Annotated in this window: 6 protein-coding genes; 4 read left to right on the forward strand and 2 right to left on the reverse strand. The window is 32.2% G+C overall.

Annotation, left to right across the window (positions count from 1 at the left end):
• Positions 1–35: 35 nt before the first annotated feature.
• A complete protein-coding gene (locus ACKI3D_RS04150) occupies positions 36–677 on the forward strand; it encodes a site-2 protease family protein (protein ID WP_407392494.1) in 642 nt (213 codons plus the stop codon).
• A gap of 44 nt (positions 678–721) precedes the next feature.
• Here the strand turns inward: ACKI3D_RS04150 and dusB are convergent, their stop codons facing one another.
• Positions 722–1,723, reverse strand: a complete 1,002-nt coding sequence (gene dusB / locus ACKI3D_RS04155; protein ID WP_407392495.1) for a tRNA dihydrouridine synthase DusB — start codon at positions 1,721–1,723, stop codon at positions 722–724.
• A 54-nt stretch (positions 1,724–1,777) separates the two neighbouring features.
• Positions 1,778–2,620 (reverse strand): DUF1002 domain-containing protein, encoded by an 843-nt coding sequence (locus ACKI3D_RS04160; RefSeq protein ID WP_407392496.1) that lies wholly within the window; start codon positions 2,618–2,620, stop codon positions 1,778–1,780.
• A 256-nt stretch (positions 2,621–2,876) separates the two neighbouring features.
• Here ACKI3D_RS04160 and ACKI3D_RS04165 point away from each other — a divergent pair, with 256 nt between their 5' ends.
• From ACKI3D_RS04165 to ACKI3D_RS04175, 3 genes are all read left to right on the forward strand, one after another.
• Positions 2,877–7,721 carry a cobaltochelatase subunit CobN gene (locus ACKI3D_RS04165; protein WP_407392497.1) on the forward strand — a complete coding sequence of 1,615 codons (4,845 nt, stop codon included), beginning with the start codon at positions 2,877–2,879 and terminating at the stop codon, positions 7,719–7,721.
• 143 nt (positions 7,722–7,864) lie between these two features.
• Positions 7,865–12,541: a right-handed parallel beta-helix repeat-containing protein gene (locus tag ACKI3D_RS04170; protein WP_407392498.1), complete on the forward strand. Its 4,677-nt coding sequence runs from the start codon at positions 7,865–7,867 to the stop codon at positions 12,539–12,541.
• Positions 12,542–12,718: 177 nt separating this feature from the next.
• Positions 12,719–14,109: hypothetical protein (locus ACKI3D_RS04175; RefSeq protein WP_407392499.1), on the forward strand; the 1,391-nt coding region annotated here is incomplete at its 3' end.

Below are 14,109 nucleotides of genomic sequence, written 5' to 3' on the forward strand. Positions count from 1 at the left end.
AAAAAATTTAATATATAAAGTAGATATTTAATATTATGCTAAAATTTACAAAAAAGGAAGTAATATATTTAATTATTGCGTTTATCGTACTTTCATTTTGTTTTGCAATATCAACTGTTGGAACAGATTTTTACGGTATCCTTTCAATTTTACCTCTTGTTATGGTTGGTGTAGGTATAGGATGTATATCCCATGAGACCGGACACAAATTCGTGGCAATGAAATATGGATACCAGTCTGAATTTATATTATGGCCTATAGGATTATTAATTGCATTTATTTCATCATTTTTTGGGATGGTATTGGCCTTTCCGGGTGAAGCTCGCATTTATGCAGACAATATTAGCGATGAAATAAGTGGTAAAATAGCAATTGCCGGACCAATGACTAATATGGCGCTTGCATTGATATTTATAGTGATTGCAGCTTTAGTATATCCTTTAAAGTTCCACTCAGATATTTTTAATTTAATATTTTTCATTGGTGCTGTTGGTTTTTCTGTTAATAGCTTTTTAGCTACATTTAATTTATTGCCTATTTATAGCTTAGATGGAACAAAAGTTTTAAAGTGGAACATTGGAATTTGGATTGTCGTATTTGCAATTGCTTTAATAATGATGTTACTGTCTATTTCAATAGGTGCTGAAAATATGGTAAAATTGTTTATAGGGATGTAGGTTGCCTATCTATTTTCGGTAGGTTAATCTAAACATTCTAAATATTAATTATCTTTTCTTTTAGGATGATTTTTGTAAGATTCATAATATTCATCTAATAAATTAAATAATTCTTCTTTTGTATTCATTTTGAATATGCGTGGTTTAATTTCTACAATTCCTGGAAGATTTTTTAAATAATATGCGGCATGGCTTCTCATTTCAGGAATGGCTATTTCTTCACCTTTAAGATCAATAAGCAATTCCGTATGTTTTTTTGTCATGTTGATTTTTTCCTCTGCAGTTACTCTTTGAGGTTCTATGCCGTCATCTATGAAATCGATGCATTGTTTTACAAGCCATGGATTTCCTCTTATTGCCCGGCCAATCATAATTGCATCACAACCGGTTTCATCAAGCATTTTTTTAGCATCATAGCATGTCCATATATCTCCATTTCCTATCACAGGTATGGAAACTTCCTCTTTAACTTGTTTAATTATTGACCAGTCTGCAGGAATGTCATATCTGTCTTCCCGGGTACGGGGGTGTACAGTAATTGCTGAAGCACCGGCATCTTCAACTATTTTCGCCATTTCGACTGCATTCACGTTATTTTTATCCCAACCACTTCTAATCTTCACAGTTACTGGAATTGGCACAGTATTTACAACAGTTTCAACAATTTCTTCAGCTTTTGTAGGGTTTTTTAAAAGTGCACTTCCAGCTTTACTTTTAATTGCCACTTTTTTGACGGGGCATCCCATATTGATATCAATGATATCGGGTTTCATGTTTTCGTAAATGTATTTTGAAGCTATTTGAAATGATTCTGCTTCTGCTCCAAAAATTTGCTGGGAAATTGGCCGTTCCTCTTCGGTCATATAAAGCATTTCTTTTGTTTTATAGTTATTATACATTATTGCTTTATCTGAAACCATTTCAGTTTCAATAAGCCCACAGCCCATTGATTTAACAATTCTTCTAAATGCGGAATCACAGATTCCAGCCATTGGGGCTAATACAATTTGGTTATCAATTTTTACATTGCCAATTTTCCATTTCATAAAAATCTTTTATTTGTGGCGTTACTAATTTAAAAAAAATAATATTTGGACTATTTAATTAAATAGTCCATCTAAAAGTCCTTGTGCTTCGTCAGTACTGTTAAAAACGTCAGATACTTCAGTTTGGTAAGTGTCAATGTCTCCTTGAACGTTTTGTATTTGTTCGATAGAGTTTGCTAGGTTTTCAATATCGCTATCGGTAATGTTAATGTTATTTATTATAGTGTAGTTATAGATAATATTCACGATAGTTTGGTGATCTGTCACATTTTCTTCTTGTACTTCTTCTTTAACATCATCCACTAATTTGGATAAATCGTCAGCACTTACATTTGAATTTTCAACAATTTCAGCTTCTGTATAAATTTCGTTGTTAGCTGCTTCTTTAACAGTATCTGGAATTTCAACTTCAGTTACAACTTCATAACAATTCATGATTCCTGCTAATGCAGATTCACCAGTTGCTGTGACTGGACTTGTTACGTAAACGTGTCCTGCAGTAATTCCTACAGATTTTAATGCAGATAAATACATATCTCCAGTAATGGTAGTGATTTTTGATTTATCTACACTAACTTCAAGATTATCGTTATCATTTAAATCTACAAGTGCTGAAGAGTAAATTTGACTAGGAGAATATGTTCTTCCAGTTATTGAACTTGAAATTTTATTTACTTCATCTGCAGTGATTATTTTTGAATCAACAGTATTTAAGTCAACACCTGCTTGATTTACGAAAAAGTCATCAACAGTATTTTTATAATTTGCATTACTGTGAGTTGCCTCACCGTAAGTTATTACTATTTGTTGGTTATCTACGGCTGAAAAGCCTAAAGGGATAACCGCTCCAACTAATATTATAGATAATATAATTATACCTATTGTACTCTTGCGCATATTATCACCTCAATGTAATAGCAAATTTTATTTGGATATTTTAGTATTTAAATGTATGTATCCTTCTTGTGTTAAAATATCTTTTACATTTTACTAAAATTTAACTGAATTTAATAAATTTTATATATTCTCAAATCAAATTTAAACTTATAGTAAATGATTTTAGATGTTACTATGTTTTATTAATTGACTAAAAGGAGGTGAAAAAACGAAAAAGCTAGATAATAGAATAGTATTTGCATTAATTATCTCTGTATTGCTTCTGTTTTCTGTAAATGGTGTATTTGCAGGAGATAATGAAACAATATCTGATGTAGTTAGTACTTCAATTGAATTAGATGGCATAACGCAAATTGATGAAATTCAACAAGTTCAGGCCTCCCAATCAGATGGGGAAATATTAGAAGCAAGCAATAATGTAATTAATGTTCATGTTATGGATTCTTTTAATGAATCTATAAATACTTGGAGTGAAGATGGGTTTGATTTGAAAGGCGCTACTGTAAAGGTATTTGATTCAAAAAACAAATTAGTTTCAACTCAGATTACCGATTCAAAAGGTAATGTTGTAATTAAAAATTTAGATTCAAAAAAATACAATTTGGAAATTAGCTATTCCACTTATGAGCCTATAAAATTAGGACCTGTTGATTTTACTAAACAGACTGGAACCGTTAAGATTGATAATGTAATGTTTGTGCCGGACATATTGTTATTAGTGGATTATAACTCCCACAATGAGAAAGTTGATATATTAATGAATATGTCTATGAGAGTTGCATATATCAGTACTACAGATTTTGATAAATCTAGAGCATGGTTGGTCGAATATGCCAAATTCATGCACATAGACATGTTTTCAGAATCTGCATACAGTGTTTTAACGGGCCAATACTTAAAGCAGCTTTTAGCAAAATCTCCCGCCAATGCAAATTATAATGTAGCTTATACATTCAGTGTTTTTTCAAAACAGATAATGAATACAACCGGTTTGCATGTTGTTGGCGCTTCTGCAGAGAACAACACTTATGATACAATTGAAAATACATACATTGGTTCTTATTTCCAAGCTAGAGACATTGAGGAATCAGATATTTTACAAAGTAACATGAAAAATTACCTAGATTATGTTCGTTACTTAATTGATCCAAGTAAATACATTAATCCGACCCTTGATGAGAATAATGCTCCGTTAATGTCTCCTGAATGTGGTTTTTACCATCCTGATTTAGGCATGTATACCCTAGTGCCTGAAGGAAAGTTAATCAATCAGTGGATTCGCGAAAATCCGGGTTATACACACAGTTCTGATGGTAGTCTAAATTGGATGACTGAAAATTATGTTGAATGGCTGACAGATGTTTTGGATCCAACAGCATTATTTAAAAAGTTTGAAAGCGATTATATTGCAAAATTCAATCCAGATAAATCATTCATAGCTATTGCTTCTTACTATGGTGGTGAAGAAGTATCTGACGCATTAATTAGAGGTTATGAAGCTAATGGTAGGCCGGCGTTCAATGTATTTAAAACTGGAACTCAACCTCCTATGTCTTCAATACTGAATAAGATTAAATCTATTTCAACTGTAGGCATATCTGCTGTAAATTCTTTATGCAGCTGGTCACTGGATTATGCCAATGGTACTGCTGAACCTGATTTAACCGACATTGATTTACATGTCTTAAAAGGTATTGTTGAAATTTCAGAATACAGTTACAACAGTGAATTAGGTCCTCAAGTCGAATGGACATTCATGGTTACTTATCCAAGTTTTGAAGGTGTTTTCGGCCAAGTTGCACTAACATGGGTTGATAGCCAAGGTAAATCTCATGTTATCCAAGATGGTGTTGACAAGATGGTTCAATTAAACTGTAAATGGGCCGATTTGCATGATTTAAACAATTCAGATAAGAAAGTAGCTATAATGCTTTATAATTATCCGCCAGGTAAAGCAGAAATTGGTGCATCATATTTAGATGTATTTAACAGTACTTTTGAATTGCTTTACCAATTGTATAACCAAGGATATGATATTGGTGGAGATTTAGAGTTTTCCAATTACTACAATAATACTTATCAATGGATAATTAATTCCGACACTGAAATGTATAGAATTAACGATACATTAACAGATTTAATCTCACTTAAGAACTTAACTCAAATCCTTTTTGACATGAACAATAAAGGATCCTGGGCTAGCGGATTGCTTGAAAAGTATGTCGAAGACAATTGGGATTATTTAATGAAACATCATCAATTGATTTCTCTTGAAGATTTTGAATATTTGACTTCAGATATTCGTGATGAATTGTTCAAGGATTTAATAGGATATTGGGGAGATAATTTAGGTCCTGCAATGGTTTATAAAAACAAATATATTGTTATTCCTGGAGTATGGTTTGGTAATGTATTCATCACTTTCCAGCCAAGTAGAGGTTGGGAAGAGGTTAAGGATTATCACAGTTTAGTCATACCTCCTCATCAGCAATATGTCGCATTTTATAAATGGATGGAGAAAACTGCAAATATTAATGCAATTATCAGTATGGGAACTCATGGAACTTTAGAATGGTTGCCGGGTATTAATTTAGGTGCATTCCCAGGAGATTGGACTTTCGAATTAACTTTAATTCCAACAATCTATCCTTATATTGTATCTAACCCTGGTGAAGCGATGGTTGCTAGAGATAGAAGTTCTGCATTATTGATTACTCACATGACTCCTGCAATGGTATCATCCGAGTTATATGGTAATTACACAACCTTAAAGAATTATATTAATTACTATAAGGAACAATTGAGTGTCAATGTAACTTCCAATGCTGAGGAATATAAAGCTAAAATTTTAGATTTGGCTCCGGCATTAGGTTTTAAAAATTATACTAAAAATGAGACATTCGAAACTTGGTTGGATGATTTGCACCATTATTTGGATTCAATGGAGGAAGATTTCAACACTTATGGTCTTCATTCTTTAGGAAAAATATTAACCGGCGATGAACTTGCCGAAGAAGTCGTAACTATTGTTACCTCTCAGACCAAGATTTATAATCAGCTCATTGAATATTTATATCCTGATTTGAAGGATTTAAGCTTCTATGATGATATGGAAGGAAACTTCAAGTATTCAAAAGAGGTTGAATCAATCAAAAATTTCTTAAAGGAATATTCCTCAAGTCTTGTTAATGGAACTTCTGCTAAAGAGTTAAACAAAAAGTTGGGCATTAAGGAAGGTTCTGCTTTATATAATTCAACACTTTATTGTGAAGATGTCATTGAAAATATTCACAACAACAATGAATGGAATGCCATATTATTGGCATTAAGCGGTAATTATGTAAAATCAGGACTGTTTGCCGACCCTTCATATGGTGATTCAATTCCTACAGGATTTGACGGTTATGCTTCAGACCCAACTAGAATGCCATCTCAGGCGGCATATGGTTCTGCTGTAAAAATAGTTGATATGCTTTTGGCTAATTACTATGAACAGCATGGCAAATGGCCGGAATTAACTTCATTAATCTTATGGGGTACAGAGATTTCAAGAACAGAAGGAATCGGTGTTGCTGAATTCATGTATTTCTTAGGTTGTAAGCCTGTATGGGCGGATAATGGAAAGGTACTTGGTGTTGAGCAACTTCCATTAGAAGAGTTGACTGTAACTTTAAACAATGGCTCTGTTGTTAATAGGCCTAGAATTGATGTATTTGCAAGTATGGTAACTAATAATAAAGATTGGATTACATGGATGTTAACTTCAGTTAATTTAGCATTGAATGCAACTGGCGAAGATGCATCAAACAATTATGTTAAAAAACATTATGCTGAAAATCCTACTTTGGATAGATTATTTGGTCTTCCAGGTAATGTATTAGAAGGAACTGGCATGTCTAATCTTATTCCAAACACTGCAGACTGGAATATTTCAACAGTTAATGAGTATGCAATGGACATATATTTAAGTAAGGTATCCTATTCATGGACTCTTGATGAAAAGGGAAATGTTGTGGTTAACCAACAAAAGGATAACTACAAATATTTGCTGGAAAATGTTGATGTGATTACTCAAAACTTTGATAGTACTTGGAGATTATTCGATTCAGATGATTACTATGATTGGTTCGGTGGTTTATATAATGCTGCTAGCGTATTGAAAAATAAATCAGGCAAGTCAAAACCTGATACTGCATTTTTCGATATTAGGAACAAGAACAAGTATATTCCAAGAACTTATGAGGAAGAGATTGATTTCGAAATTCGTAGCAAGTTATTGAATCCTAAATACACTGATGTTTTGCGTAACACTCCTGCAGGTATGAATACTCTTGCATCAAATCAACAGAATATGTATGGTTCTCTTGTTCTCAGTGGAGGCAAGCTTAACAAACAACTTGGTGACCAATTGGCCGATGTAGTGCTGGATATTATAAATGGTGCTAATGACCGTACATTGGCTCCGGGTGCACAATCTATGGCGGGTTGGCAAATTTACATGGCAGACCAAAATCTTTGGGATGCAGATTCCCAAACTCTTCAAAAATTAGTCGATTCTTATATGCAAAGTGTAATCGATTATGGTGTTGCATGTTGTCACCACACCTGTAAGAATTTGGCATGGAATTCAAAACTTATCCAATTGAGTTCTTTAACTCCTGCTCAGAAAGAGAAATTTGCGGAGATACTTGCTCAAGCAACAAATACTGAGCCATTATATAAAATGGATGAAGATTCAAACAATGGAAAAACCGGAGATCATGACGGTGGAGAAAAAAATGCTGATACTAAGATGAACAACACTTCTCAAGAAAAAGAGGATGGTTCTAATTCTGGAGGCAAAACAGCATTTGGTGTCGAACCGTCAGAGGCAGGTAATGCAAAAACAGCTTCTGATTCACAAGCTTCTCAAGATGCATCATCTGATTCAGCTCATGATAGCAATGCCAAAGCTTATGAGATTTCAGAAAAATCCGCATCTAAATCTGCAAGTTCCACAGAATCAAGCATGCCAATATTTGTAATAATTGCAGTAATTGTTTTAATTGCAATTTTCTTAGTTGGATATTTAAGAAATGATGATGAATATGATGATTATTAATTTAATCATCAACTTTTTTTATTTTTTTAGTAATTTTTAAATATTGTATTTTATCATAATAATAATATAATAGAAAATTTTTAAAGTTTATTTTAATTAAGTTTTCTAATATTCTTATAAATTTAATATGATGAGGTATAATAATGATTAAAAAAATTAACATTTTAGTTTTATTATTGTTAGTTTTATTATCGATTGGTGCTGTAAGTGCCAGTGATGATTTTAACTTAACGGATGATGGAACTAATGCAGATATTTTGGAGGTATCTGATGATTTAATTGATGAGGATGTTTCGGTTTCTAATGAAGAAATCCAAACCGCATCATCCCATACAATTACTCAAGATTCTTATGGAAAGTATTTTGATAAAGATGGAAAACTAATAGATTCAACTATTAATTCCGGGGATTCAATATACTTTGATGGTTCTATTAATGATTTAAAATTCACTATTGATAAAAAGGTCAATATTGTTGGAACATCTACAAATAACATGAAAAATTCCATGATTACCTTATTAAGTGGAGCATCAGGAAGTTCTATTGCTAATTTAAATATTGCAAATACAAAAGGCGAAACTTATGGTATATTTTTAAATTCAGCAAGCAACTGTATTGTAAAAGACTGTACTATAAAAAATACTGGTAAGGCGTCATACTGTATCTGTGTAGCTAATGGTGCAAATTACAATAATATCACAGATAATGACTTGAAATGTTATGGTATTACATATGGACATGGTACAAGATCCACTCCAACATTGATTTTAAGCGGATCCCATTACAATTATGTAGCTAATAATAAAGTCGAAGCCGATGATGCTAATGGAATTTACTTGTCAAGCTACGCAGGTGGCCCTCTCAAAGGAGGAGATTCTAACTTCAACATTATTTACAATAATACTGTAAAATGTAATATTGAGATTTTACCTACTTCCTGGAGTTATAACATTCAAGTAATGGGTAGTAACAATACTATTAAAGCCAATAAAGTAATTAGAGGTTATAGAGGTATTTCTACAGCAGGCAGCGGCAATATCATAATTGATAATGAAATTATAAACATTACTGGTGCAGATTATAATCATTTAGGTGTTGAAACTGGTGGGGAATACGCCATTGTTGGTGCATATGACTCAAAAATTGTAAACAATAAGATTATTGACTGTAAAATTATCGCAACCGGTGCTGGAATCTCAGCCATTGACGGATCTGTTGTTGAAGATAACTGGGTTAATGTGACTCACAAAGGAAGAGGCATAACTGCCGGAGGATCTGATGTTGTAATTAAAAATAATGTTGTATTTACTGAATTAGGTTCCGGAATTTATGAAAAAGATGAAGGATCAGGTCTTTTAGTTGATTCAAACAATATTACTTCCGTTTCAGGTGTAGGAATTTTAATTGAAAAAGTAAGTAACAGAAGAATGCCTAAAGATGTAACTGTTGTAAATAATGTTATTCATACTGGAAATAAGGTTGCTATTGATGCTGCAGGGGTTCAAGAGGACACTTCTAATATTGATTTAACTTCAAATGAGGTATTTAAAAAAGAAATTATCACTCCTGCGGGTAAAATAGACATGTCTAAACCAACTTACATTTTCAGTGGAAAAACTATCACAATCACTCCAAAAAACATCCGTACTTACATCAATGATAACGGTGGTTTGACTTCAGAAGTTAGTGATAATGATATTTTAAGCTTTGAAGGAACATTCAATAATGAAATCATATATGTGACCAAAAGTGTTAAAATCACTGGTAAAAATCCAATATTTTACAATTCAACTTTTAAAGTAACTTCAGGTAATGTATTAATTGAAAACTTAACCATACTAAATAATGAAGCTGAAAGAGTTAATGCTTGGGGTATTTTTGTAAATCAAGCTCCAGGGGTCAGAATTGTTAACAATAAAATCTCAGTAAGTGACCCTAAAGCCGCTTATGCAATTTATGTCTTACAATCCACAGACATTGATGTATGGAACAACGAATTGACTTCTGAAGGAGATTATTTAACTTTCACATTGCTTTCCTATGCATGTGAAGATTGTAATTTTGCAAATAATACAATTAAAACAATCGGAACTGGAGAGGTTTACAGTTTTGAAGTTGAAAAATGTATTGACGGAAACGAATTGGTGATAAATGGTAAATCTTATTGTTTAGATGGTAATGAGCTTGTTATTGATGGTAAATCTTATTGTATTGATGGTAATGAGCTTGTTATTGATGGTCAGTCCTATTGTATTGATGGTAATGAGCTTGTTATTGACGGCCAATCATATTGCTTAGACGGCAACGAATTTTCAATTAATGGAACTACTTATTGCATTGATGGTAATGAATTCTCAATAGACGGTGTTTCTTACTGCATCGACGGTAATGAAATCGTTATTGATGGAACTAGTTACTGTTTAGATGGCAATGAGTTTTCTATTGATGGCATCAAATATTGTTTGGACGGTAATGAGCTTTTTATTGATGGTAAATCCTACTGCATTGACGGCAATGAAGTCGTTATAGATGGCAAGACTTATTGTTTGGATGGTAATGAAGTTGTTATTGATGGAACTAGTTACTGTATTGATGGCAATGAGTTTTCTATTGATGGAATCAAATATTGTTTGGATGGTAATGAGCTTTCCATTGATGGTCAGTTCTATTGTTTGGATGGTAATGAGCTTGTTATTGATGGCAAGTCTTATTGTTTAGATGGCGGAGAACTTGTTATCGATGGAGTTTCCTATTGTTTGGATGGTAATGAATTCATTATTAATGGAACTAAGTACTGTGTTGACGGTAATGAATATTGTATGGATGGTGCACACGTTGTCCAGGAAATATATAGAACTTATGGAATTTTATTATTATACTCATCAAACAATAAAGTTTCTGGCAACGACGTCAATGTAACTTCCAAATTAGATAAACAATACCCGACTACAGGAAACGGATCATCTACAAATTCAATTGTAGGAATCGACCTATACTATAATAGTCATAACAACATATTTTTAGACAATAATGTATTCGTATCTGGTAATGACAACTACCTTTATGGAATGGGAGTTTTAGGATACTACACTGGACATAATGCTCCTGAAGGCCAAGGTGCAACTAATAATGAGTTTGAAGGAAATACAATAACAATTGTCGGACCATATTTCGCAACCGGTTTAATCGTAGGAGATGAATCTGAAGGAACAATATTGAAAGACAACATCATCAATTTGAAAGCAGATGGTGTCACTTATGGTATCACATTAGAATTGTCTCAAAAAACTTCTATTGATGATAACGATTTGGATTTAAGTTCTGAACTGATATATGGTATCGAAGCTACTTCTTCTAGTGAAAATGACATAAATAACAATAAATTTGATGCTAATGGTAAACAGGTTTATGGAATTTTAATTTCTAATGGTAATTACAATAACATTACCAGCAATGTAATTAATGCCAATGGAACTGGTGAAGACTTGTCCCATAAGAATTTGGATTCATTAGGCGCTGGAAATGCTGGAATTTATCTTAAGGACAATTCAACAAATAATGTTATAACCTCTAACGAGATAACTTCAGCAAAAGGATATGCAGTTTTAATTGATGATGGCGCTACAAATAATGTTCTCCAAGATAATAACTTAGATAGTGAAAAAGGCAGCGGAAATAAAGCAATTAATAATGTCAAAGATAACAATGTGACTGAAAATTACAAATATGTTGCTGATGCTTCAGTTAAAAAAATTGAAGTTCCTTATTTGGGCACTGGCGAATTTACAATAACATTTGATAAATCAATAGATGGAGCTATTGTTCAATTTATGGATGATTTAGGTGATGTATTTGCTGAGTCAAAGGTAGTTGATGGTGTTGCATCCGCTAAATTTAAATTTACTAGCGATTTTAGACCTGCACAATATGTATTTTCTGCAAAATTGCTAAAAGAGGATTATAAGGCTTCAACCTATGATATTAAAGTCACAATCACTAAAGGAAATATCGTAATTGCCGTAGATAAAGTATCTATTCAACAAGGCAAAACAGGAAATATCACTGCAAAACTTCTAGATGAGCTTGGAAATCCTATAAAAGGAGCTATTGTCGAATTTAATAGAATCAATTCTGCTGGTAAAGCAAATCCTATGGGCACTGCAGTTAGTGATGATAAAGGTATTGCTACACTTTCTTATAGTGCTGCCACAATAAATGCAGGATTGTATAACATGACCGTAGAAGTCAATGGCGTTACTAATTATAATGATGCAAAGGCATTTTCCAGTTTAGAGATTACTCCTATGCCATCAATCATTGGAGGTAAGGATTACTCTGTTTATTATGGAAATACTGTAAAATATAAGGTTCAAATTGTTGATACTGACGGCAAAGCTGTCGGTGAAGGTAAAGAAGTTACCTTTAAAATCAATGATGCAACTAAAACAGTTAAAACAGATCAATCTGGTTATGCAACCTATTCTGCCAAATTGAAAGCAGGTTCATACACTATTACAGCCGAATACAATGGTTATAACGTATCAAATGTAATAACATTTAAGCCAACTTTAATCGCTAAAAACATTTCTAAGAAAAAAGCTAAAAAAATCAAATTCAGCGTTAAATTAGTAAATAAAAAAGGTAAAAAACTTAAAAATAAGAAAATTACCATTAAAGTCAAAAGTAAAAAGTATAAAGTCAAGACCAATAAAAAAGGTGTTGCAACTTTAACACTTAAGAACTTAAAAGTTGGCAAGTACAAAGTAACTTCAAGTTACGGTGGCTGTACTATTAAAAATACTATTAAAATCAAAAAATAAGGTTATTTTTAACCTTTATTTTACTTTTTTTTCAAATTTAATTTAATTATATTTAAATATTTTTAAATCTTATATTAATATTAATAGTCAATTTTTTTGTTATTTTTATAAATTTTATTTCGACTATTGATTTGTTTAATATATATTAAATGAGGTGGAATTATTAAGGCAAAAAGTTTGTTTATTTCATTAATCATGCTTTCTATAGTAATGTTGTCTGTTACTGCTGCTTTTGCGGCTGATGACACTGCTGATATTACAGCTATTGATGATGAAATAAGTGTTGATGAAGAAGTGCTTGCTGTTGAAGAAGATACACAAGTACTTAGTGAAGATGAGGGTGCTTCAACTTCAAGTATTATAATTAACAACAGTAATATTCGAGAATATATTAGTGAAGCTGGACAGATTAATAAAAATATTACTGCTGATGAATTAATATTTGAAGGCACTTTCGAAAATTTAACTCTATTTGTTGAAAGTCCTTTCAAGATTACTGGTTACAATTCTAATTTAATTAATCCGGATATTCAGATTTATTCCAGTAATGTTACTTTTTCAGGATTTACAATAAATCAAACTACAGGAATTAATTCAATTTTTGCTGGTGCTGTTGAAGGCGAAACTATTTCTGATGTAGTTCTTACTGATTTGACAATTGATTTTGTTGATGCAAATTCAGGACCTGAAGGAATTCCTATCCATGTATTAAGAACTGAAAACTTTTGTTTATCAAATTCTGTAATTAACTATGTTGGTAATACAATGGGATATTATGTTAATAATGCAATTTTAATTTCAAGTTCTAATAACGCTATTATTAATGGTAATAAATTCAAAATTTCTATACCTTCTGCTGCTGTTGGTTGGGCTGAAGTCCCTGCAGGTAGTGGAAATTGGGTAAGTTCTCCTATGTCTGAGGGTATAGTGGTTGATTCTTCAGATGATGTTATATTTGATAGCAATGAAGTAAATGTTGTTTACAATGCTGTTGTTGGCGAGTATGATACCATTTATTCAATCGATTTCAAAAATTCCAACAAGGCAGTTATTTCTAATAATGTAATTGACTCTACTGGTTTTACTTACATTTATGGCATTATTCTTTCCGGTGATGATTTCATAATTAGATCCAATAACATCACTTCTGTTGGCGATTACTATGCTAATGGTATTGATGTTGAAGGTCCTGCTTCCGGTGTAGTTGAAGATAATGTTATTGATGTTAAAGCTAATACATCTGTTTACGGTATTTATTCTGGTATGAATGGTGCAGACGTTAAAGCAAATTATACTGGTAATACAATCACTGGTGAGGCTTACAATGTTTTCGGTTTCTCTTCAGGTGATGTAGAAAGTAATATTGTTAAAAATGAAATTGAGTTGACTGGTAATTATACTACTGGCATTGCATTTAGAGGTTCTAGCATAAACATTGATAATAACCACATTGTTTCAATCGCATCTGAAGAAGGTAATGAAACTATTTGGGAAGGATTCGGTGTTGAAGCTGTCGGTGTTAAAGTTATAATGGGTAATGCTACTATTAACAATAACACTATCGCTAC

This window comes from Methanobrevibacter sp., from assembly GCF_045586545.1.
GTDB lineage: Archaea > Methanobacteriota > Methanobacteria > Methanobacteriales > Methanobacteriaceae > Methanocatella.